The 22,186-nt window shown below is 71.8% G+C and carries 24 protein-coding genes; 10 read left to right on the top strand and 14 right to left on the bottom strand.

Going from position 1 to position 22,186, the window contains the following annotated elements; translation table 11 throughout:
• Positions 1-12: 12 nt before the first annotated feature.
• The 8 genes from OM076_RS11570 to OM076_RS11535 form a co-directional block, all read right to left on the bottom strand.
• Positions 13-1,743, bottom strand: coding sequence for a thiamine pyrophosphate-dependent enzyme (locus OM076_RS11570; protein ID WP_270040038.1), 1,731 nt, complete (start codon positions 1,741-1,743; stop codon positions 13-15).
• Complete coding sequence (locus OM076_RS11565) at positions 1,740-3,326, bottom strand: FMN-binding glutamate synthase family protein (protein WP_270040036.1); 1,587 nt, start codon at positions 3,324-3,326, stop codon at positions 1,740-1,742. The genes OM076_RS11570 and OM076_RS11565 overlap by 4 nt, the downstream gene beginning before the upstream one ends.
• A gap of 59 nt (positions 3,327-3,385) precedes the next feature.
• Positions 3,386-4,609, bottom strand: coding sequence for an ABC transporter permease (locus OM076_RS11560; RefSeq protein ID WP_270040035.1), 1,224 nt, complete (start codon positions 4,607-4,609; stop codon positions 3,386-3,388).
• Positions 4,606-5,280: an ABC transporter ATP-binding protein gene (locus OM076_RS11555; RefSeq protein ID WP_270040034.1), complete on the bottom strand. Its 675-nt coding sequence runs from the start codon at positions 5,278-5,280 to the stop codon at positions 4,606-4,608. Before OM076_RS11555 ends, OM076_RS11560 begins: the two co-directional genes overlap by 4 nt.
• Complete coding sequence (locus tag OM076_RS11550) at positions 5,277-6,335, bottom strand: efflux RND transporter periplasmic adaptor subunit (RefSeq protein ID WP_270040033.1); 1,059 nt, start codon at positions 6,333-6,335, stop codon at positions 5,277-5,279. The genes OM076_RS11555 and OM076_RS11550 overlap by 4 nt, the downstream gene beginning before the upstream one ends.
• Entirely contained in the window at positions 6,332-6,850 is a 519-nt protein-coding gene (locus tag OM076_RS11545) for a hypothetical protein (protein ID WP_270040031.1), read from the bottom strand. Before OM076_RS11545 ends, OM076_RS11550 begins: the two co-directional genes overlap by 4 nt.
• The gene (locus OM076_RS11540; protein ID WP_270040030.1) at positions 6,847-7,428 is read right to left on the bottom strand and encodes a M15 family metallopeptidase; all 582 of its coding nucleotides are present in this window, start codon (positions 7,426-7,428) and stop codon (positions 6,847-6,849) included. The genes OM076_RS11545 and OM076_RS11540 overlap by 4 nt, the downstream gene beginning before the upstream one ends.
• 158 nt (positions 7,429-7,586) lie before the next feature.
• Entirely contained in the window at positions 7,587-7,871 is a 285-nt protein-coding gene (locus OM076_RS11535; RefSeq protein ID WP_270040029.1) for a YciI family protein, read from the bottom strand.
• Between the two features lie 60 nt (positions 7,872-7,931).
• Between OM076_RS11535 and OM076_RS11530 the strand changes: the two genes are divergently transcribed.
• The 3 genes from OM076_RS11530 to OM076_RS11520 are packed head-to-tail and all read left to right on the top strand — an operon-like array spanning position 7,932 to position 9,618.
• A complete protein-coding gene (locus OM076_RS11530; protein ID WP_270040028.1) occupies positions 7,932-8,429 on the top strand; it encodes an RNA polymerase sigma factor in 498 nt (165 codons plus the stop codon).
• The gene (locus tag OM076_RS11525) at positions 8,426-9,487 is read left to right on the top strand and encodes a hypothetical protein (protein WP_270040027.1); all 1,062 of its coding nucleotides are present in this window, start codon (positions 8,426-8,428) and stop codon (positions 9,485-9,487) included. Before OM076_RS11530 ends, OM076_RS11525 begins: the two co-directional genes overlap by 4 nt.
• On the top strand, positions 9,463-9,618 hold the full coding sequence (locus OM076_RS11520) for a hypothetical protein (RefSeq protein WP_270040025.1): 156 nt from the start codon (positions 9,463-9,465) through the stop codon (positions 9,616-9,618). The genes OM076_RS11525 and OM076_RS11520 overlap by 25 nt, the downstream gene beginning before the upstream one ends.
• Before the next feature lie 4 nt (positions 9,619-9,622).
• On the opposite strand, the gene OM076_RS11515 is transcribed toward OM076_RS11520, so the two are convergent.
• The 3 genes from OM076_RS11515 to OM076_RS11505 are packed head-to-tail and all read right to left on the bottom strand — an operon-like array spanning position 9,623 to position 11,080.
• Complete coding sequence (locus OM076_RS11515; RefSeq protein ID WP_270040024.1) at positions 9,623-9,796, bottom strand: hypothetical protein; 174 nt, start codon at positions 9,794-9,796, stop codon at positions 9,623-9,625.
• Entirely contained in the window at positions 9,793-10,194 is a 402-nt protein-coding gene (locus tag OM076_RS11510; RefSeq protein ID WP_270040023.1) for a hypothetical protein, read from the bottom strand. The genes OM076_RS11515 and OM076_RS11510 overlap by 4 nt, the downstream gene beginning before the upstream one ends.
• Before the next feature lie 34 nt (positions 10,195-10,228).
• The gene (locus OM076_RS11505; RefSeq protein WP_270040021.1) at positions 10,229-11,080 is read right to left on the bottom strand and encodes a hypothetical protein; all 852 of its coding nucleotides are present in this window, start codon (positions 11,078-11,080) and stop codon (positions 10,229-10,231) included.
• An 83-nt stretch (positions 11,081-11,163) separates the two neighbouring features.
• On the opposite strand from OM076_RS11505, the gene efeO reads away from it, so the two are divergent.
• Complete coding sequence (gene efeO, locus OM076_RS11500; protein WP_270040020.1) at positions 11,164-13,104, top strand: iron uptake system protein EfeO; 1,941 nt, start codon at positions 11,164-11,166, stop codon at positions 13,102-13,104.
• Positions 13,101-14,438 carry an FTR1 family iron permease gene (locus OM076_RS11495; protein ID WP_270040017.1) on the top strand — a complete coding sequence of 446 codons (1,338 nt, stop codon included), beginning with the start codon at positions 13,101-13,103 and terminating at the stop codon, positions 14,436-14,438. The genes efeO and OM076_RS11495 overlap by 4 nt, the downstream gene beginning before the upstream one ends.
• A 6-nt stretch (positions 14,439-14,444) precedes the next feature.
• Here the strand turns inward: OM076_RS11495 and OM076_RS11490 are convergent, their stop codons facing one another.
• Positions 14,445-15,980 carry an alpha/beta hydrolase gene (locus OM076_RS11490; RefSeq protein WP_270040015.1) on the bottom strand — a complete coding sequence of 512 codons (1,536 nt, stop codon included), beginning with the start codon at positions 15,978-15,980 and terminating at the stop codon, positions 14,445-14,447.
• Between the two features lie 101 nt (positions 15,981-16,081).
• Between OM076_RS11490 and OM076_RS11485 the strand changes: the two genes are divergently transcribed.
• Positions 16,082-16,384 carry a YciI family protein gene (locus OM076_RS11485; protein WP_270040014.1) on the top strand — a complete coding sequence of 101 codons (303 nt, stop codon included), beginning with the start codon at positions 16,082-16,084 and terminating at the stop codon, positions 16,382-16,384.
• Between the two features lie 3 nt (positions 16,385-16,387).
• On the opposite strand, the gene OM076_RS11480 is transcribed toward OM076_RS11485, so the two are convergent.
• Together OM076_RS11480 and OM076_RS11475 are read right to left on the bottom strand one after the other, a co-directional pair.
• Positions 16,388-16,867 (bottom strand): ester cyclase, encoded by a 480-nt coding sequence (locus tag OM076_RS11480; RefSeq protein WP_270040012.1) that lies wholly within the window; start codon positions 16,865-16,867, stop codon positions 16,388-16,390.
• Positions 16,854-17,651, bottom strand: coding sequence for a sigma-70 family RNA polymerase sigma factor (locus OM076_RS11475; RefSeq protein ID WP_270040011.1), 798 nt, complete (start codon positions 17,649-17,651; stop codon positions 16,854-16,856). Before OM076_RS11475 ends, OM076_RS11480 begins: the two co-directional genes overlap by 14 nt.
• 120 nt (positions 17,652-17,771) lie before the next feature.
• Between OM076_RS11475 and OM076_RS11470 the strand changes: the two genes are divergently transcribed.
• The 4 genes from OM076_RS11470 to OM076_RS11455 all read left to right on the top strand — a co-directional run.
• Positions 17,772-19,646, top strand: coding sequence for an alpha/beta fold hydrolase (locus OM076_RS11470; protein ID WP_270040010.1), 1,875 nt, complete (start codon positions 17,772-17,774; stop codon positions 19,644-19,646).
• A gap of 38 nt (positions 19,647-19,684) precedes the next feature.
• The gene (locus tag OM076_RS11465; RefSeq protein ID WP_270040008.1) at positions 19,685-20,515 is read left to right on the top strand and encodes a methyltransferase domain-containing protein; all 831 of its coding nucleotides are present in this window, start codon (positions 19,685-19,687) and stop codon (positions 20,513-20,515) included.
• Positions 20,516-20,575: 60 nt separating this feature from the next.
• The gene (locus OM076_RS11460; protein WP_270040007.1) at positions 20,576-21,673 is read left to right on the top strand and encodes a hypothetical protein; all 1,098 of its coding nucleotides are present in this window, start codon (positions 20,576-20,578) and stop codon (positions 21,671-21,673) included.
• A gap of 62 nt (positions 21,674-21,735) precedes the next feature.
• On the top strand, positions 21,736-22,186 hold a 451-nt coding region (locus OM076_RS11455; RefSeq protein WP_270040005.1), incomplete at its 3' end, for an eCIS core domain-containing protein.

Raw genomic sequence — 22,186 nt, 5'->3', positions numbered from 1 at the left:
ATCGGGCGTGGTTCAGCTGCGGCGGCTTTCGAGCTCCTCGCTGAGCTTGGCGACCGCGAAGCCCCAGCCGTCGGCGACCTTGACGCGCGGCGGGAGCGAGATCTCGTCGGGGTTGGTGATGACATCCAGGAGCACCGGGCCGGGGTGGGCGAGCGCCTCGCGGACGGCGTCGTGAAGGGTGTCGGCGCCCTCGACGCGGATGCCGTGCAGGCCCATCGCGCGGGCGACCGCCGCGAGGTCCGGGTTGGCGAGGACGGTGCCGAACTCGGGCAGCCCGCCCTGTTCCTGCTCCAGCTTGACCATGCCCAGGCGCCCGTTGTCGAAGACGACGAGCTTGACCGGGAGCTCGTAGGCGACCGCGGTGATCACGTCCCCGAGCAGCATCGTCAGGCCGCCGTCGCCGCAGAACGCGATCACCTGGCGCGCCTTGTCCAGGGCCTGCGCGCCGAGCGCCTGCGGCATCGCGTTGGCCATCGAGCCGAGGTTGTAGGAGCCGACGAGGCGGCGGGTGCCGTGCAGCTCGACGAAGCGCGACAGCCAGACCGTCGACATGCCGGTGTCGGAGGTGAAGATCGCGTCGGCGGCGGCGTAGGTGTTCAGCGCGTCCGCGAGCGCCTCGGGGCGGATGCGCTGGTCCGGGTTGTCGAACTTCGCGCGCAGCTTGTGCACCAAGCCGCTGTCCTCGAACTTCGGATCGGCGAGCTGCTTCTGGTCCTCGCGCCAGGACGCGTAGCGCCCGGCGGCGTCCTCGAGGTGGTCGCGGTCGGCCTTCGCGCTCACGCGGTCGAGCAGGGCGCGGGCGGTCAGCCCCGCGTCGCCCACGATGCCGGCGTCGACGGGCGTTCTGCGACCGAGATGCGCGCCGCGCTCGTCCACCTGCACGACCACCTTGCCCTCCGGATACCAGTCGCTGTACGGGAAGTCGGTGCCGAGCATCAGCAGCAGATCGCACTGATCGAGCGCGCGGCGCGCGGCGGGGTTGCCGATCAGCCCGGTCTGGCCGACCTGGAACGGGTTCTCGCGCTCGAGCCCCTCCTTGGCCTTGAGTGTCAGGACCATCGGCGCCGACAGCTTCTCGGCGAGCGCGAGCACCTCCTCGCGCGCCTCACGCGCCCCGATCCCCACGAGCAGGGTGACCTTCCCGGCCGCGTCGATCCGTTCGGCGGCGTCGCGGACCGCGTCGGCGTCCGGGACGACCTGCGCCGGCGGGGCGATGAAGCGCGCCTCCGGCTTGCCCTTGGGGAGGTCGAGCCCGCCGACGTCGCCAGGCAGCGTGAGCACGGCGACGCCGCGCTCGCTCAACGCGGCCTGGACCGCTCGCTCGAGCATCCCGGGGAGTTGCTCCGGGCTGGTGATCGTGTGGTTGAAGACCGCGACGTCGGCGAACACGACGTCGTTGTTGACCTCCTGGAAGAAGTCCGAGCCCAGCTCCGCAAGTGGCACCTGGCCGCACAGCGCGAGCACCGGCGCGTGCGACTTCTTCGCGTCGTAGAGCCCGTTGAGCAGGTGGATCGAGCCGGGGCCGACGGTGCCCATGCAGACGCCGAGCCCGCCGGTGAGCTGGGCCTGCGCGGACGCTGCGAACGCACCCGCCTCCTCGTGGCGCACGCCGACCCAGTCGATGTCGTCGTTGCGCCGGATCGCGTCCGTGACCGGGTTCAGCGCGTCGCCGACGACGCCCCAGACGGTCTTGACGCCCTGCTGGGCGAGGGCGGTGACGATGTGCTCGGCGACGGTACTCATGCGAACGCTTCCGCGCTCGCGCGGTGCCAGTCGGCGGCCCAGCTCTCACGCGGGTCGCCGCTCGCGAGCTCGCCCGGCTCGAGCCATTCGTAGAGCTCGGCGTAGCTGCACGTCGTGTGCTCGTTGACGCGGCGCATCAGGTGCTGCGGCTCGAGCTTCGCCGGGTCGTCGACGCCCATGGACGCCATGATGCGCACCGCCTCCTTCACCGCGGCCGCCTGATAGCGGCGGACGCGCTCCGTCTTGTCCGGCACGTCGAGTGCCCGGGCACGCTTCGGGTCCTGCGTCGCGACGCCCACCGGGCACGTGTTGAGATGGCATTCCTGCGACTGGATACAGCCGACGGCCATCATCATCGCCCGCGCCGCGTTGGTGTAGTCGGCGCCCTGCGCGAGGCGCTTGACGATGTCACTGCCGGTCGCGACCTTGCCGCTGGCACCGATCCTCACGCGATCTCTCAGGCCGGCGCCGACGAGCGCGTTGTGCACGGTCATCAGACCCTCGGTGAGCGGCGTGCCGACGTGGTCGGCGTACTCCATCGGCGCCGCGCCGGTCCCGCCCTCGGCGCCGTCGACGATGATGAAGTCGGGCGCCGTTCCCTCCTCGAGCATCGCCTTGCAGATCGCCAGCAGCTCACGCCGCGAGCCAACGCAGAGCTTGAAGCCGGCGGGCTTGCCACCGCTGAGCTCGCGCAGCCGCGCGATGAAGCGGATCAGCTCGCGCGGGGTCGAGAACGCCGTGTGCGCGGAGGGGCTGTCGCAGGACTTCCCCTGCGGCACGTCGCGCGCCTCGGCGATCTCCTTGGTGACCTTGCTGCCGGGCAGCTGGCCGCCGATGCCGGGCTTGGCGCCCTGGCTGAGCTTGAGCGAGACGCACTTGACGCTGGCGTGGGCGGCCTTGTCGCGGAACTCGCCGCCGTCGAACCCGCCGTCGCGCGTGCGGGCGCCGAAGTAGCCGCTGCCGAGCTCCCAGATCAGGTCTCCCCCGTGCTCGAGGTGGTACTTGGTCAGGCCGCCCTCGCCGGTGTCGTGGGCGAAGCCGCCGGCCTTCGCACCCGCGTTGAGCGACCGCAGCGCGGCGCCGGAGAGCGCGCCGAAGCTCATCGCCGAGACGTTGAGCAGCGCCATCTCGTAAGGCTGGGAGCAGTCGGGTCCGCCGATCCGCACGGTCGGCAGGCGGTCTGGCGGCTCGAGCGGCGCGATCGAGTGGAGCAGCCACTCGTACCCGGGCGCGGTGACATCGCGTTCGGTGCCGAACGCCTGCTCGTCCTTGATGCCCTTGGCGCGCTCATAGATCGAGGTCCGCGTGTCGCGGTCATACGGCCGCCCGTCGGTGTTGCGCTCGATGAAGTACTGCTGCAGCTCCGGCCGCAGCGCCTCGAGGCCGAAGCGGGCGTGGCCGATCAGCGGGTAGTTGCGCAGGATGCTGTGCCTGCGCTGCGCCAGGTCATAGAGCCCGACCGCGACGAGCAGCGCGAGCAGGGCGGCGATGACGATCCACGCGGTCGCGCCGGTGAGCACCGCCGCGAGCACGGTGACGATCAGCAGCGCCGTCGCTGCGGCGAAGGGGGCGAACCGCGTCATCGTCGCCGACGCTACCCGCCCACCGTGAGGACTAGGCGGCGCTCATGAGAACCCGCTCCTCATGCGGTTCGCAGTGCGACCGTGGGCGGCAGCCGGGACGCTCGGACGGCCGGCATCAGGCCGGCGAACGCGCCGATCAGGATGGCTGAGGCGATGCCGCCCGCCCAGGCATCGGCCGGGATCACGGTGTCCCAGCCCTTCGTGCCGGCGTAGATGGCCGTGGCCGCGATCCCGGCCAGCACGCCGACCACGCCGCCGATCAGCGCGAGCAGGATCGACTCGCCGAGGAACTGTGTGCGGATCTGGCTCTTGGTCGCGCCGAGAGCGCGCCGGAGGCCGATCTCCGAGCGGCGCTCCAGCACCGAGATGATCATGATGTTGGCGACGCCGACGGCACCCACGATCAGTGCGACGACACCGAGCCCGAGGAACAGGCTGTCGAACGCTCCCGCCGCGGCGGCGCGGGCGGTGAGCACGTCGGACGGCTGGCTGACGTCGACCTCGTTGGGCGCCTCGGGGTCGGCGGTCGGCGCGAGCAGCGCCTGCACCGTCGCGACATGGTCGGTGTCCGCGCGCACGTAGATCGAGCTCGGCGGACCGGCCTGCGGCGCGCCCTGGATGAGGCTGATGTAGCCGAGGTAGCGCTGGGCGGCCGGGTAGCCGATCAAGGCGCTGCTGTCGATGTCGGGCTCGAGCGGCGAACTCGTCAAGACGCCCGCGACGTTGAACCACTGGCCTCCCAGCCGGATCCGCTGGTCGGGGAAGATCCGGTCGACGCCCAGTCGCCGCGCGGCGGCCGAGCCGAGCACCGCGACCGGCTCGCGGGCGGTCCCCGGGTTCAGCCAGGCGCCGCGGGCGAGGCCGGTGTCCAGCACGGAGAGCAGGTTCAGGCTGGTGGCCCGTACTTGCAGCCCACCGGTGTTGCCCACCGGGATCAGCGAGTTGCGGTAGACGTACTTGCGCTTGATCAGCGCGGTGTGTGCCACGAGCTGGACGTCGTCCAGGTGCGTGATCCGCGCCGGGGCCTCGAGCGGCAGCTTCGCCTCCGCCCCGGTGAGGCTCTGCCCGGCTTCGAGGGTCAGCAGGTTCGTGCCGAGCCGGTCGATCTCGGCGAGCAGCCCGGCCTGCGACGAGGACGTCAGGCCGAGGACCGCCACGATCGCTGCTGTCCCGATCGCGATCCCGAGCGCGGACAGCGCGGCGCGCAGCGGCCGGACGCGCAGCCCGACACTCGTCACCCGCAGCCAGTCCTTCAGCCGCAGGCGTCCGCCCTTGGCACTCACGCCACCACCTGACCGTCCAGCATGCGGATCTGGCGCGGCAGCTGCTCGGCGAGGGCCGCGTCGTGGGTGATCATGAGGATCGTGGCGCCGGCCGCGTTGAGCTCGCGGATGAGCTCCATGATCGATGCGCCGGTGGCGCTGTCGAGGTTCCCGGTGGGCTCGTCGGCGAGCACGATCGCCGGACGTCCGACGAGCGCCCGGGCGATCGCCACCCGCTGCCGCTCCCCTCCGGAGAGCTTGGTGGGCTTGAAGCGCGCGCGTTCGGAGAGGCCGACCCGTTCGAGCGCCGCATCCGCGCGCCGGTAGCGCTCGGCGGGGGGGACGCCGGCGTAGAGCAGCCCGTCGGCGACGTTCTCGCGCGCCGTGGCATGTTCGGCCAGGAAGAACTGCTGGAAGACGAACCCGATCTCCCGGGCCCGCAGCAGCGACAGCTCGCGGTCGCTCAGCCGCGCCGCATCGACCCCGCCGATCCGGACCACGCCGCTGCTGGGCCGCTCCAATGTCCCGATGACGTGCAGCAGGGTGGATTTGCCCGACCCGGACGGCCCGACGATCGCCACGAGCTCCCCCCGCCGGACGAGGAAGGACACCCCCCGCAGCGCCGACACCGGGGGCTCCTCGCCGTAGACCTTGGTGACCGCGTCCAGCTCGAGGACCGCTTCGTCACTCATAGCGACGGCACCACGACGGAATCGCCTTCGTCGATGTCGCCCTCGACGGCGACTCGTCCGCCGGCGGTGTCGAACAGGCCCAGCTTCACGGCGACCAGCTCACGTCGCCCGCCGTCGCGCACGACCTCGACCGCGAACCCGCCGCCGGACCTCCCGACGAGCGCGGTGACGGGGACGCTCAGGGCGCTCTGCACGCCCTGGGTCGTGATGTCCACCTGGACCGGCGCCTTGTCGAGCCCGCGCGCCTGCTTCGGCTCGTCGAGGCGGATGGAGGCCGGGATCGTCGCGCTCTGGGGGTCGCCGTCCTTCCCGGCGGTCCGCGCGATCTTCCCGAGCCGGTCGACCCTTCCCGTCGCCGACGTGTTGCCGGGCAGGGTGATCCGCGCGCGGTCGCCCTTCGTGACTTCGCCCTGCTGCGTCGCGTCGAGCTCCACCTGCACCTCGAGCGTGTCGGATGTGGCCTCGGCGACCGGTGCGCCCGGCCGGGCGGATGCACCGAGCTTGCCGGTCACCTTGGAGATCGTGGCCGGCTTGGGCAGGAAGACCGCGTCGCCGAGCTCGAGCGCTCCGGTCGCGTGGATGCCCTTGCGGCGCTGGAGCTGCTTGAGCGCCTGCTTGGTCTTCGAGGTGAACCTGGAGCCGGTCGCGTGCAGGTTTCGGTTGAGCTGCCGGACGTCCTTGCCCGTATCGCCGACATGCAGGTCCCGGTAGGCCGGGATCGTGCCGCACAGCAGCAGCACCGGGTCCTCGTCCACTCGGTAGAACACGTCGCCGCAGTCGACCGTGTCGCCTTCGCCGGGGAGCTCGGTGTAGATCCCGCGGGCCTGGTTGATCGCGGAGTACGGCGCGCCGTCCGAACGCGCCCGATACGTCAGGGTCCCATTGAGCGAGACCATCGAGAAGAGCTCTCCCCGTTGCACCTTCACGGTGTTCGCCGTCGCCTGGGGCACGGACGGCGTCGCGTCCCGCGAACCGGACGCGACGACCGCGCCGCCGGTCGCGGCTACGGCAACCGGGACGGCCGCCGCCGCCAGCGCCCACGTCTTCCGCCTCACCGCTGGCCCTTGATGGCCTTCGCCCCGAGATCGCGGCACTGCTGCATCGCGGCGTTGAGAATCGTCATGCCATCGCTGGTCGCGGCGGACGGGATGCGATTCGTGTCGACGAGGGGCTCGCCGTTGAGCGGGTCCGGAAAGTCCTTCACGCCGTGCTCGCGGATGCACTGGGCGAACTCGAGGCCCGCCGACTGCTGCTTGGGGCTCCGCTTCCCGGGGCCCGTGAACCCGGATGGCTGCAGGTCTTTGCACGCGGCGCTGGCCCGCTTCCAGGCTGCGCCGTTCGGGTCGATCGACGAGCCATTCAAGACCCCGTCGATGGTCAAAGCGCCGGACGCGTCCGGGTCCGGGAACTGGCTGACGCCGTTGTCGCGCATGCACTCGGCGAACTTCACCGCGGCGTCCTGGTTGGTGGCGTGCTCGTTGCCGGTCTCTGATGGTGCGTTCGAGCCACAGCCCGCGCCGATCAGGACGACCATGGCGAGGGCGGCCAGCGGCCGAGAGCTGCTCTTCACTGCTGCATCCTTGGATCGTGCGTCGGGTCGGCATACATGGCCGGGCAGCCCTGAGCGATGGCCTCCGGGCGCAGCTCGTAGTGCCAGGGTTCGTTGCCGTAGACCTGGCACAGCCCGTACGCGGCGCCGTGTCCGGACAGCCACGCCGCGGCATCGGCGGGCCCGATGTCGACCGCCTGCCCCGACACGTGAGCGGACGTGGTCGGCGTGGCCACCCACCGGGCCGCTTCCGCCTGTGAGCCGTACTGCAGAACCGCCTCACGAAGGAGTCGCTCCTGGTAGTCCGGCGAACGCCAGCCGCTGTCGACGACGAACTCCACGCCGTCGTTCGCTGCGGCCGTCGCAGCCCGGCGCAGGGCACGCAGGAGCGCCCGATCGAGGTTGGCGACACCCGGAACCTCGTCATCGAAGACCGTCGTGCCGCCGGGGACGGCACCGCCGGCCTCGCCGAGCACATCGCCCCGCTCGTCGCGGGAGCGGTCGGCGGGCGGCGGGGGCGAAGACGCCGCCGCGGAGGGCGACGACACCAGCGACTGGGAGCCGAGAGCTGCGGTGATCGCCACGACGGCGGTGAGCACGGCGGCGGCGCGGCGCCTGCGAATCCGGGCCCGCCGGGTCGTTGTTCGTGCCGGTCTACTGGGAGTCACACCGCCATTTCAACCGGCGCGGTGTTGCCAGGACGTATGCGGTTTTCGATACGCCGACGATATGCGCACGGAGACGCGCGCGACCGAGGTCAGAGAAGCGCGTCGAGGCCCTTGGCGGTCTGGGAGGCGCGGAACTGGACGATCTCGACGGTCGCGACCCCGCCGGAGACGAACGGGTCGCTCGCCGCGAGCGCCTCGATCTCCTCGAGGTCGTCGCCGCGGGCGAGGATCACCCCGCCGGTGCGGGGGATGCGGCGGCCCGAGACGATGAAGCGGCCCGCCGCGTACTGCTCGTTCAGCCACGCCATGTGCTTGCGCATCAGGGCATCGACTTCGGGCAGCGGCTTGATGTAGGTGAGCAGGAGGACGAACATCGGCGGCCGACGGTAGCGCCGGCCGGTAAGGAATGCGCCGCGGCCGCACATGGGGGTGCAGTGCACGATCGGGAGAGGTTCGAGCGGCTGTTCGCCGACCACGGGCGGGATGTGCTCGCGTACGCGTCACGGCGGACCGACGCGGCGACGGCCGAGGAGATCGTCGCCGAGGTGTTCGTGGTCGCGTGGCGGCGGCGCCGCCGCGTCCCGAAGACCGAGCCGGTCCTGTGGCTCTTCGGCGTCGCCCGGCGGCTGCTCGCCAACGAGTGGCGGGCGGCGCGGCGGCGGGACGCGCTGGCCGAGCGGCTCAGCGCGCTCGCTCGCGATCGGGCCGCTGACGACGCCGCCGGCGGGCCGCACCCGCTCTGGGAGGCCCTCTCACGCCTTAAGCCGCTCGACCGCGAGGTGCTGATGCTGACCGCGTGGGAAGGGCTGGACGGCGCGCAGGCGGGGGTCGTGCTCGGCTGCAGCGCCCAGGCCGTCCACACCCGCCTGCACCGTGCCCGCGCGCGGCTGGCCGCCGAACTCGACCGCGATGTGACGAGGAGCGTGTCATGACCCCCGACCTGCTCGACGACCTCAAGCGCGCCGACCCGGTCGGTGACGAGTTGACGGTTCCGGCCGCGCTCACAGCGCGGGTGCTCGCGAGCCCGGGCCCGCGCCGGCCGCGCCGCGTGGCCCGCCGGCTCATCCCCGCCGCCGTCCTCGTGGTCGGCCTGGCGGCGGCGGTCCTGCTGCTCGGCCGCGGAGAATCCCCCAGCCTCGCCGCCCGCGCGTATGCCGCGACGGGCGGGAAGGGCATCGCCCACTGGCGGATCGACATCGCGGGCTACGCCAACGGCAAGCTCGGCAGCCGCCAGCGGACCGAGGGCTGGGCGCTCGGCTCGGTCACCCACACGTTGCACTCCGACGTCCACCACGGCAAGGTCCGCGTCACCACCGACGCGCGCGAGACCGCGAAGCGCACGAGCGTCTGGTCGACCTCCACCTACCGTGTGGAGACCCGCAAGCGGGTCAAGGAGCCGAAGAACAACCCGATACCGAACGGCGACCCGCTGGTCGCCTTCCGCCGCGCCTACCGGGCGGGCAACCTGCGCGATCTCGGCGGCGGGCGCTTCGAGGTCCGCCTGCGCAACTTCCCGCGCGGCGCGGTGGTCTATGACATCGATCCCGCCACCGGGCGCCCGCTGCGGCTCACGCTCACCACCGACCAGCCCGCGATGCCGGCGATGCACCGCCCCGCGATCCGTTCGAGGACCGTCCTGACGTTCTCGATCTACGAGCGCCTGCCCGTGACCAAGGCCAACCGCAGGCTGCTCGCGCTCCTCCCCCACCCCGGGCCGGGCACCAAGCCGGCGAGCGAGGTCTTCGCCGCCCTGCGCACCGGCACCGCACCGCCCGCGGCAACGCTCAAGCGCCTGCGGATCGTTCCCGCGCACGACTCGGCATCGACAAGGCCGGGATCCGGGCGCTCGCCGACGACGTGTGGCTGCTGCCCGGCAAGGGCTACGTGTGCCTCGCCGCCGCGCTCTCCAATGGCAGCGGAACGGCCTGCAAGCCGCTCCGCACCGCCGAGCGCACCGGCATCACGATGGGCTCGGCGGACCGGCTGCTGATCGTGGTGCCCGACGGCGTCAAGGCCGTTCAGGGACGGCCGGACGCCCACGCGAAGTGGCGCACCTACCCGATCGAGAACGGCTTGGCCCGGCTGCCGTACTTCGGTTACCGGTGGCGCCTGGTGCGCTGAGCGCTCAGCGCTGCGACCCCGGTGAGGCCTCGTCGTCGAGGTCGAGCAGCGCGTCGATGTGCGCCACCAGGGCCGACGCCGCTCGTGTGCCGACGCCGAGCAGCACTTCGCGACACGCCATCAGCAGCTCGTCGCGCAACTCGAGCGCTTCGGCGAGATCGGGCTCGGATGGACTCACGGTGAGGACGGTAGAGCGCGCTGCACCACGGCGGCGAGGGCGGCCCCGGAATCGACGAGCTCCACACCGTCTCCGGCGATGTCGGCCGGCAGGTGCGCGCGCTGCTCCTCGGCCACGATGCAGGCCGCGCACCCGACCGGCAGGATCACCATGCCGCCCGCCCGCGCGACGGCCACGATCAGGTCGAACGCGGGGACCGAGCTGCGGCTGAACTGGAGGCCCGCGAACGGCCGGCCCGCGACGGGCAGGCCGCGGACCTCGGCGCCCGCGACCCGCAGGCTGCCGTCAGCCTCGACCCGGAACCCGCACGCCTCCAACAACAGCCGCCGGACCGCGAGCCCGTCGCGATCGGCGACGGCGCCGTCGGCGAACGCGCGGACGTAGATGTCGGAGCTCACGCCAAGGAATATCCCAGCGGTCCCGGCGCAGGGGTCAGGCGCGGGGCTGCAGCGGCGCCCAGTCGGCGCCCGCGGCCATCAGCCCGACCTCCATGTGCGAGGCGAGCGCGGGCATCGGCGCCGCGATGACGTGAGCGCCCCGGACCCGGCGGCGCAGGGCGACGGCGCTGATCGCGATCCGCCACAGCGTGACCTTCGCGCGGCGCTGCAGCGGGGCGCCCGGGAGCGGATCGAGCAGTTCTCGCGCGGTGAAGGGCAGGCGGCCCGCGCAGGCGAGGCACATCGCGTGGTCCCACGCCCCGCCCGCCCGCAGCGCCAGCAGGTGCAGCGGGCGATCGGCGCGCAGCGCGCCGACGCGGATCGCGTAGGAGACCGTGTGGCTCGTCGCGCGATGCCACGTCACACCGTCGACCTCCGCGAGCGGCTCTCCGCCGAGGCGCGGACGGCGCAGGCCGTCGTGCAGCGGCTCGCCGTTGGGCATCGTGCGGCCGATCGTCGCGTAGGGGGCGAAGTGATCGACCTCCGGCAGCGCCGCCGCGGCCGCGGTGAGCGCCGCGAACGTGTCCGAGCGGTACAGGTAGTCGTCCTCGCCGAAGTAGACGAGGTCGGTGTCCGGCCAGCCCTGCTCGAACGCGAGGTCCATCGCCGCCACGTACGCGCCCATCGCGTCGTCGGCGGCGCGCACGACCACCGCGCCCGACGCCTCCATCAGCTCGAGCTGCTCGTCCGGCACGGGCCCGTCGTTGAGGAAGAGCAGGTCGCCCGTCGCGGCGCCGGCGGCCTCCCACGCGCTGAGGAAGGACTCCAGCGATTCGCGCTTCGAGAATCCCGCCGGACGCGGTTTGGTGTTCACTTTGCCGGTCGAGCGGTAGATGGCGTGCAGCACCTTCGGAAGGTCGTGCGCCCAGATGACAGGTCGATGAGATCACCACCGTCCTCTCATCATCTCCTCTTAGGGTCACCTAACTCATGCTGCCCAGTTTTGTGATCGGCCTCCGGGAGGGGGTCGAGGCCGCGCTCATCGTCGGCATCATCGCCAGCTTCCTGCGCCAGGAGGGCCGGCGCGACGCGCTTCGCCCGATGTGGCTCGGCGTCGCCGCCGCCATCGCCATCTGCGTCGCGATCGGCGTCCTCCTGGAGATCCTCGACGAGGAACTGCCGCAGCGCCAACAGGAAGGGCTTGAGACCGTCATCGGCGTCGCGGCGATCGGGATCGTGACCTTCATGATCGTGTGGATGCGCCGGCACGCGCGCGGCCTGTCCGGTCACCTGCGAGACAGCGCGCGGGCGGCGCTCGTCAGCGGCTCGACCAGCGCGCTGGTCGCGATGGCGTTCTTCGCGGTGATCCGCGAAGGCCTCGAGACCGTGGTCTTCCTGCTCGCCGTGTTCCAGGGCGCCGACGATCCGGGGACGGCGGGCCTGGGTGCGCTGCTCGGCCTCGCGTGCGCGGTCGCGATCGGGTTCCTGATCTACAGCGGCGGCGTACGCCTGAACCTCTCGCGGTTCTTCCGCGTCACCGGTTTCGTGCTCGTCCTCGTCGCCGCCGGGCTCGTCGCCACGACCGTCCACACCGCCCACGAGGCCGGCTGGCTGAACGCCGGCCAGGGCCAGGCGCTCGACCTCACGTGGCTGGTCGTCCCGGGCTCGTGGACGTCGGCGCTGCTGACCGGGATGCTCGGCTGGCAGCCGCTGCCGACCTACGCGGAGCTGATCGGCTACGTCGTGTTCCTGGTTCCCGCCGCGCTCTACGTGCTCTGGCCCGCCGGCGTGAAGGTCCCCACTCGCGCGCCGGTCGCCTCCGGGCCGATCATCCTCCTGCTCCTGCTCGTGCTGGTCGTGGCCGGTTGCGGCGGCGGCGGAAAGGACGCGCCGAGCGCCGCCGGGGCCAAGACCGTCGAGCTCAAGCTGACCGACGCGGGCTGCTCGCCCTCGGCGCTCAAGCTCGACGCCGGCCGCACGACGTTCAAGGTCACCAACGCCGGCACCGGCCGCGTCAGCGAGCTCGAGATCCTGCAGGGCTCGCGCATCCTCGGCGAGAAGGAGAACCTCGTCGCCGGCCTCGCCGGCTCGTTCACGCTCACGCTGCAACCGGGCGACTACGCGCTCAGCTGCCCCGGCGGGACGACCGCCGCCACGGGCATCGTGACCGTCGGCGGCCAGGCGGTGGCCGCGTCCGACGACCCGGAGCTGGAGGCCGCCGTCACCGGCTACAAACGCTACGTCCACACGCAGGCGGTGGAGCTCGTCACGCAGGTGCGAGCCTTCGTCGCCGCGGTCAAGGCGGGAGACGTCGAGAAGGCGAAGTCCGAGTTCGCCGCCGCGCGGGTGCCGTACGAGACGATCGAGCCCGTGGCGGAGAGTTTCGGCACGCTCGACCCGGACATCGATGCCCGCGTCAACGACGTTCAAAAGGGCCAGTCCTGGACCGGTTTCCACCGGATCGAGCAGGCGCTGTGGGAGAAGGACTCGACTACCGGAATGGCACCGATCGCGGATAAGCTGCTCGCCGACGTGCAGACCCTCGAGGCCAAGACCCGCACGCTCGACTACCAGCCCGACGAGCTGGCCAACGGCGCCAACGGGCTGCTCGACGAGGTCGCCAAGTCCAAGATCACGGGCGAGGAGGATCGCTACTCGCACACCGATCTCTCCGACTTCCTCGCCAACGTCTCGGGCTCGCAGACGACGTTCGGCCTGCTCGCGCCCGCGCTGAAGGCGAAGGACCCGACGCTCGAGGCCGACATCGCCGCCCGCTTCGACGCCGTGCAGAAAGAGCTGGCCACCCTGGGGCCGGGCGGCAGGTTCCCGAGCTATGCCACCGTCGACGACGCCGAACGCCGGCAGCTCGCGCAGCTGGTCGCCGCGCTGGCGAAGCCGATGGCGAAGCTCTCGGACGCCCTCGGCCAGTGATCCGGGCGCTGGTGGTGGCCGCGTTCGCGGCGCTGGTACTCGCCGCGCCCGCGCAGGCGGCGACGCTCCCGGGTGACATCGGCACGCAGTACCGGCAGGCGGTACGCGCGCACGACGCCGCCCTGGCGGCGCACCTGCGGACCGAGACGCGGCTACTGGCGAAGCTCGACCCGGCGTACGCGAAGCTGGCCCGCACGGTCGACGAGACCCGCAACGAGTTCCAGCCGTGGCCGCTGGCCGACGACGTCGACGCCCTCGCCCCGCCGGCGACGCGCGCGCCGGCGCGCGACTACGACGCCATTCGCAAGGACCTCGACGCGGGGACGATCGCCGCGGCGCTCGACGCCGAGTGGCGCGCGGGGGCGCTGGACAACCCCGCGCTCAACACGGCGATGTGGAACGTGCTGACCGCGCTCGATCGGGGAAAAAAGCCCGACACCGGCGCCGCCCGCAACGCGCTCAACGCGGCCCAGCAGGCCAACGGCGACGTCAAGGTCAGCCACGCGCAGGTCGTCACCGACGCGGCGATCCTCGTCTTCCGCGAGGGCTTGGAGGCCGTCCTGATCCTCGCCGCGATCACCGCCAGCTTCGTGGGCGCCCGCAAGCACCTGCGGCGGCCGGTGCTGCTGGGCGGGATCGCCGGGATCTTCGCGACCGCGATCACGTGGGCGATCGTGCAGCTCGTGATCGAGCAGTTCGGCACCGGCGGTCTGCGCCTGGAGGCGATCACCGGGATCGTGGCCATCGTCGTGCTGCTCGTGATCACCAACTGGTTCTTCCATCGCGTCTACTGGAGCCAGTGGATCGCGCGCTTCAACCGCCGGCGCAAGTCGCTCGAGAAGGTCGGCTTCCTCTCCGGGCAGGCGATCGGGCTGGGGATCCTCGGCCTGACCTCGGTCTATCGCGAGGGGTTCGAGACCGTCCTCTTCGTCCAGAACCTGCAGGTCTCGGCGGGCACGCGGGCGTGCGTGCTGGGCAGCGGCATCGGCCTCGCGGCGACGCTCGCCGTCGGCATCATCACCTTCGCGCTGCAGCGCAAGCTGCCCTACAAGAAGATGCTGATCGCCACCGGCGTGATGATCGCGTTCGTGCTGGCCGTGATGGTCGGCAACACCGCCCACGTCCTCCAGGGCCTCGGCTGGCTCCCGACGACCCCGACGGGCTTCGCGCTGCCGGTGTGGGCGAACAGCTGGCTCGGCCTCTTCGCCACCTACCAGGGCCTCGCGCTCCAACTCGTCGCGCTGGTCGCCGTCATCGGCTCCTACGTCGTGGCCCGCGAGGTCCAGGTCAAGGCGCCGCAGCGCCGGCGCGCCCGCGCCGCGACCCCCGCCTGAGCGCGTTCAGCCCGCGAACGGCACCACGTCCTGCCGGCACGTCGCACCGGGCGCGGGCGTCCGGACGGCGATCAGGTAGTTCGCGATCGTCTCGTCCGCGCAGGCCGAGAGGAACAAGGACGTGTGCGCCCAGCCTTCGACGGTCAACAGCGCGGAGCGCGGCAGGAGGCCGCGGACCGTCAGCGCGCCCTCGTAGCGGGTGGCCGGGTCGAACCGGTTGCCGACGACGAGCACGGGATTGGCCGTGACGGCGTTGAACGGGCCCATGTAGCGGTCCTTATCGCGGCCGGGCCACTCCGCGCAGATGCTCGAGGCCCAGGTCCAGAGCCGGCCGAAGTACCCGAACTGCGCGTCGGCGAGCGCGCCGTTGATCGACCACGCGGCGTAGAGCCGCGGGTTGTTGGAGTCCGAGCACGCGACGCCCGGGAAGGCCTCGATGAAGTTCATGTAGTCCAGCTCGATGCCACGCCGGGTGTTGGCGCCCGGCGGGGTGTAGCGCGGCGGTCCCGGCACGGCGGGCCGCGGGACCGTCGCGGCGATCCGCGAGCCCGCGCCGATCCCCTCGAGCAAGGCCAGGAACCCGGCCAGGTCCTCCCACTGGTGTGAGTCGTACATGGCGCCCAAGGTGATGCTGATCAGCGTCGAGTAGTTGATCGTCTCGGTCGTCCCGTCGTCGATGGGGATCTCGATCGGCGTCTGACGCACGCGTCGCGCCAGCGCGGCGAAGCGGGCGGCGGCACCGCCGGCGAACGCGCAGCGCGGCCCGCCGGCGTCGCAGAGGCGGAAGAACTCGTTCAGCGTCGCCTGCGCGCCGGCGTCGCTGCGCAGGCGCGTCGAGAACGGCACGAAGGCGCTCTCGAAGCCGCGCCCCGTCGACCACGCGATCGGGTCCAGCACGCCGTCGACGACGAGCGCTCGAACCTTTCCCGGGAAGAGGTTGGCGTAGGTGACACCGAGATAGGAGCCGTAGGAGACGCCGGCGTAGGTGAGCTTGTCGTCGCCCACGAGCGAGCGCAGGACGTCCATGTCACGCGCGCCGTTGGCCGTCGACATGTGATCGCGGATCGCGCCGCCGTGCAGCAGGCACGCGCGGTCGATCGCGCGGTCGGTGGCGATCCACTGCTGCTCCTCGGCGAAGGTCAGCGGGAACGCGATCGGCGGCGCCTGCGGCCACTCGTCCTGGCTGCGGAAGCACCGCAGCGGGGTGCTGCGCATGACGCCGCGCGGGTCGAAGCCGACGAGGTCGAAGCGCGCCCGCACGGCGTCGGTGTAGAGCGCCGGCCCGGCGCCCAGCACGTAGTCGACGCCGGAGCCGCCCGGCCCGCCCGGGTTCAGGAACAGCGAGCCGATCCGGCGCGCCGGACCGGTCGCGGGCAGCCGCGTGAGCGCGATCGAGATCGTGGCGCCGCGCGGCTGCGAATAGTCCAGCGGCACCTGCGCGACGGCGCACTCGAACCGCGGCCCGACGTCGGCGTGACACGGCGTCCAGCGCAGGCTCGACGGAGCCGCGCTCGCGACCCCCGGCAGCAGCGTCACCGCCATCGCGGTCAAGGTTGCTGCGAGCCACCTGCGTTGCTTCGACATGACCGCCTCCGGTCTCCGTGTCGCGCTGTCGCTCTCATCCTCCTCCATACACTCGGCCGATGACCACCTTCGTCTTCCGGCTCAAGGGTCCCCGTCCGACGTTCGCGCTGGACATGACCGACGAGGAGCGCGCGCTGATGGGCCGGCACGCGGCGCACTGGCGGCCGTACATCGAGTCGGGCCAGATGGTCATCTTCGGCCCGGTCCTCGACTCGGCCTCGTGGGGCCTTGGCGTCGTGCAGGCCGAGGATTCCGAAGAGGAGGCGTTGCGCGCCCACGCCGCCGCCGACCCGGTCGTCGTCAGCGGCGTCGGCGAGTTCGAGGTCGGGAAGCTGCTCGCGGGCTTCGTGCGCGGGAGCTGATCGTCAGAGCAGCTGGGCGAGCAGGCTCGCGAAGTCCAGCTGCTCCCACAGCTCGATGACGCGATCGCCCTCGAGCCGGTGGATGTCGATCCCGGCCATCAGCACTTCGCGGCCGGTCCCCGGGATGCCGGCGAACACGCCGGTATGCCTGGCGGCGGCCGACCAGCGGGTGGTGACCATGTCGCGCTCGGCGATCTGGTCGTCGATCGACACGTGCAGCTCGCTGAATCCCCGGTGCAGAGCCAGGACCGCGGCGAAGTATCCGGCGCGGTCCATCGTCGCGCCCGCGGGGTCGTAGCCGACGAACCCGGGCGCCACCAGCTGATCGAGCACAACGAGGCGCCGGCCTTCGAGCACGTCCTCGTAGTAGCGGCGAACGACGCGCTTGGCGCGGTCGTCGCGCACGTCGTGGCAGCGGTGGCCGCGGCGGCGGACGAGCGGCGGCGCCGAGCGCGGGGCGCGCGTGCGACTACGCCGCGGCAAGGGAGGCGGTTCCCGCCGCGAGGCGAAGCTTGTTGAGCGCGTATTCCTCGAGCCGGCGGATCTCGCTGCGGCGCCATTGGAGGCGTCGCGCGGTCTCCATCTGGCTCTTGGGATCGTCGCCGTCGAGGCCGAAGCGCATCGTCAGCACACGCCGCTCGCGTTCGCTGAGCTCGCGCATCAACGACGCGAGCACGCCGTCGTCGATCTCGTCGAGCGGCTGGCCGGTCGTGGCCGGGATCAGCATGCCGAGCTCGACCTCGTTCTCACCGACCGGCGCGTTGAGCGAGACCACGACATGGCGCGCCGCGCGCACGTCCTCGACCGCCTCGACCGTCCAGCCGAGGCGCTCCGCCGCCTCCTCCGGCTCGGGGTCGTACCCGAGTTGTGCTCCGAGCTTGGCGAGCGCGCGCAGCCGTTGATCCATGGGGACCGGCACGCGGATCGTGCGGCTCTTGTCGGCGACCGCCCTGCCGATCGCCTGCCGGATCCAGATCGTCGCGTAGGTCGAGAAGCGGTTGCCGGTACGTGGGTCGAACTTTTCGACGGCTCGGACCAAGCCGAGCGTGCCCTCCTGGACGAGGTCGGGCAGCGTGAGCGGATTGTTCTCGCGCTGGTAGCGCTTCGCGATGTGTACGACCAGTCGGAGGTTGGCCTCGATCATGCGGTCCTTGGCCGCCAGGTCGCCACGTTCGCAGCGGTACGCCAGCGCCCGCTCCTCCGTCGCCGTCAGCAGCGGCGTGCGGCCGATATTTTGGAGAAACAGCGCAAAGCCGTCATCGTTCATGAACCGCGAGACTGGTGGCCAAAGCTCAAGGATTCCCGATCCGTAGGCTCAAGAGCGGATCAAGGCCGCCTTCGCCCTTATGCACAGCTGACGGTGGCTACGTTTGATGCGAGGTCGACTGTGCGCAGCGAGCCGGAGACGCGGTACGTCAAGAGTGGCGACGCTCACATCGCCTACCAGGTGGTGGGCGATGGGCCGGTCGACCTGATCATCGTCCGCGGCTACATCTCCCATGTCGAGGTGGCGTGGGAATCGCCGGCGCTCGCCTCGTTCTATCGGCGTCTGGCCTCGTTCTGCCGGTTGATCCTGTTCGACAAGCGCGGTACGGGCCTGTCTGACCGGGTGCCCGAGGATCGCCTGCCGACGCTCGAGCAGCGGATGGACGATGTCCGCGCCGTGATGGAGGCGGTCGGGTCCGATCGGGCGGCGCTCTTCGGCGCCTCCGAGGGCGGCCCGATGTGCCTGCTGTTCGCGGCCACCTATCCCGAGCGGACGCTGGGGCTGCTGCTCTGGGGCTGCTTCGCCCACTATGACTGGCGCCGCAGCTTCATCGGCCGCTACTGGGGCGGGGACACCGTGGACGACGCGCTTGACCGGCTCGAACGCGAGTGGGGCGACGGCGGCGACCTCGCGGCGATGGCCCCGTCCGTGGCTGGGGACGATGCGGCGCGGCGTGCCTGGGGGCGGGCCCAGCGCTTGGCGGCGACACCGACCGCGGCGCGTGCACTGCTGCGGATGATGCTGGATGTCGATGTCCGCCCCCTGTTGCCGGCGATCCGCGTCCCGGTCGTGATCCTCCATCGCGTCGGCGACGTCGCGGTGGATGTGTCGCACTCCCGGTACATGGCCGACCACATCCCCGGAGCGCGCTACGTCGAGCTGCCCGGCTCCGATCATCTGCCCTGGATCGGTGACACCGAGTCGCTCGTGGCCGAGATCCAGGAGTTGGTGACCGGGACGCGGCCGGAACCCGAACCCGACCGCGTCGTGGCCACCGTGCTGTTCGTCGACGCGCCCTACGAGGTTGTCCGCAGCAACGTCGCGCGGTTTCGCGGTGCGATGCTGGCGGCTCGCGGGGACAGCCTCGGCGCGTCCTTCGACGGGCCCGCGCGCGCCATCCGCTGCGCCGAGGCGATCGTCGCGGAGAGCACCGCGTGCGGCGTCGCAGGCCGGGCCGGTCTTCACACCGGCGAGTGCGAGCCACATGGGTCCGAGTTCGCCGGAGTCGCCGTGGACGTCGCCGCCGAGATCCTCGCCCGCGCCTCCGCCGGGGAAGTGCTGGTCTCGCGAACGGTGGCCGACCTCGTGGCGGGCGCGAACATCGCCTTCGCCGACCGTGGCAGTCACTCGCTGGCTCCGGTCCACGACTCGTGGCAGCTCCTGGCCACGTCGCCGGGAAGAGCGCCGTCGCAGCTCGAGCCCGCGAGGGTGTTCCGGCGTGAGGGGGAGTACTGGACGGTTGCCTTCGGCGGGAAGGTGGTCCGGATGCGCGACGCCAAAGGCCTCGGGTACCTTGCCCGGCTCCTGCGCCATCCCCACCGCGAGTTCCACGTGCTCGACCTGCTGGCCGGTGACGCGCAGCGCGGCGATGATGCGTCGCGCGAGGGTGATCTCGTCGTCGCGCCGGCGGACGCCGGAGCGATGCTGGACGTCGCCGCCAAGCGCGTCTACCGCGAGCGAATCGTCGAACTGGAGGCCGAGATCGAGCAGGCGCGCCGCTGGAACGACCCCGAGCGCGGTGCGCGCGCCAAGGCCGAACTCGACGCGCTGACCAACGAGCTCGCCGTCGCGCTGGGTCTGGGCGGGCGCGACCGGCGCGCGGCGTCGGACAGCGAGCGTGCGCGGGTCAGCGTGAGCAAGGCGGTGCACAGCGCGGTACGGCGCCTGGACGACCAGCACCCCGAGCTTGGCCGGCACCTGTCGCTCGCCGTGCACACGGGCACGTTCTGCACGTATGCCCCTGACGCGATGGTCTCCGTCACCTGGGACGCCTGATGTCACCGGTGTGAACCCGGATCTCACGCCTGCTGAACATGCCGACACAAATCCGTGACGCGATGCAGTTCATCAACGAGCAGAACACCGCGACGCTCGACCGGTTCATCGAGCGGCTGGAGTTCCGAGCCAAGGATCCGACGTTTCTGACCTACCGCGAGGCGTACCTGAAGCTCCTCGACCTGCCGAACACCGCGTCCGTCCTCGACCTCGGCTGCGGCACCGGCGTCGTGACGCGCGCGATCGCCGCGCGAAACGACTTCACCGGCACCGTCATGGGGATCGATCAGAGTCCGGAGTTCATCGCCGCCGCCGAACGCCTTGCGGCCGGCGAGGGCGTCGCCGACCGCGTCGAGTTCGTCATGGGCGACGCGCATGCGCTGGACCTGCCGGACGCGGCCTTCGACGTCGCCGTCGCCCACACACTCGTCAGCCACGTCCGCGATCCGCTCGCGGCGCTCGCCGAGGCCGCCCGTGTGACCCGCCCCGGCGGCTCCGTCGCCATCTTCGACGGCGACTACGCGTCGCTCACCTTCGGCGCTTCCGACCCGCGGCACGGCGAGTCGATGGAGCTCGCGCTCCAGTCGATGATCATGAGCGCGCCGCGGGTCATGCGAGAGCTCCCGCGACTGCTCCCGCAGGCCGGGCTGCGCCTGGAGACCATGCAGGCCCACGTGTACGCGGAGGCGGGATCGGGTCGCTTCTTCCTGAACCTCGCTGAGACCTACGCGCCGCTGGCGGCCTCAACCGGGCTGATGCCCGCGGCTGACGTCGACGCCTGGCTCGCCGACCAGCGGCGCTCCGCGCAGGACGGCACGTTCTTCGCCGCCTGCAACTACTACACGTATCTGGCCAAGACGACGGAATGAACGGAGCGGTTCGGCGTCTTGGGACTACATGACACGCACGGACGCTTGTAGTGTCGGCCGATGACGCGCCCCGGGGATCGGGAGCCGCTTGACGAGCGCGAGCGCCCGGCGCTCGAGCGTGAACCGGCGGCGACCGAGATCCCGGTCCCGGAGCCCGCGGTCCTGGCGCTTCAGCGGACCGCCGGCAACCAGGCGGTCGCGCGGTTGCTGATGCGCCAGCCGAACCTGACCGTCACCGACCGCCAGGCGGCCTCGTCCGAGCGCGTCCTGACGTGGTTCGCCGCGCTGGCGCGCGAGATCCGCCAGACCGAGCCCGGCACGCCGGTCCAGTCCGTTCCAGAGCTCGTCTACATGGCCGGCGAACTGGACGTCGAGCAGGGCAAGGTCCGCGACCGGATGAAGGCGCCGGCGATCGAGGCGCTGATCCGCCGCAGCGCCCGCGAGCAGGGCATCGAGCTGCTCGAGCATCGCGAGCTTGCCGACGTCCGCGGCGTGCAGGCGGAGGCGACCGCGATCCTCGGCAACCTCGACCGCATCCCGACCGAGCTCAGCTTCGGCAACTCCAGCGAGAGCATTACGATCTCGCTCGGCGGCAAGGTCAGCGGCAACGTCGGGGCGCTCAAGTTCGAGGGCGAGACGCTCCCGGAGGGCGGGGCGAAGGGCAGCGCGAAGATCAAGGGCAACGCCGGCGAGGTCGAGATCCACGGCAGCCCGGAGGGCGCCGGCACGTCGTTCAAGCGCGGGCAGACGAAGGTCGGCGTCGACATCGGCAAGGGCGTCAAGGCCGAGGTCAAGGCGGGTGATCTCGTGACCGTCAAGGGCAGCGTCGTGCCCGAGGGCGACGGCAAGGCGAGCTGGTCGGCGCAGATCACGATCGGCACGCTCGGCGGCAATGTCATCGCCGCCGAGGACATCGCCAAGGTCATGAGCGCCACGCAGGACACCTTCGCGGCCAGCGGCGGCGCGCTCGCCGGCAACTTGAGCATCGAGAACGTCACACAACACGGCCCGCTGCTCAAGAAGGCCGTGACCGACGTCGTGGAAAAAGCCCGCAAGAGCGCCGCTCAGGGCAAGCCCGGCTGGTCGGTCAGCGGGACGGTCAAGGGCGACAAGACCGGCGGGTACAGCGGCACGGTCACCCTGACCTGGGTGTTCTAGGGGAGATCCCCCGCTGATCCCCCGGCCGGGAATGCCGCTCTCGTGGCTCCGTCGTAGGGGGCATGGAGCGGGAACTTCTGCAGCGCGCCGCTCAGACGCCGCGCGGCGAGAGCGTGCGGCGTGCGGCCCTGCCGATGGGTGTCCGGGCCGTGCTGGCCCTTCAGGGCGCCGCGGGCAATCGGGCCGTCTCTCACGTCCTCCACCGCACGCCGGCGTTTGCGCTCGCGACCTCCGGACGCGCGTCAGAGGTGCCGCGGCGCGCGGAGATGGAGCGCGCGTTCGGGACCGGCTTCGGCGACGTGCGGGCGCACCTCGGCGGGGCGGAGGCGACGGCCGGGCTGGGCGCGCTCGGGGCGCGGGCCGCCGCCAGCCGCGCCACGATCGCCTTCAAGGAAGCCGACCCGCCGGCGGACGTCGTCGCCCACGAGCTCGCCCACGTGGTGCAGCAGCGCCGGCGGGCGAGCGGGGCCGCCGGCGCGGAGGCGGCCGCGGAGCGCGCGGCGAGCGCGGTGG

This window comes from Solirubrobacter ginsenosidimutans (assembly GCF_027587205.1).
This window is presented reverse-complemented; position numbering and strand designations above follow the sequence as displayed.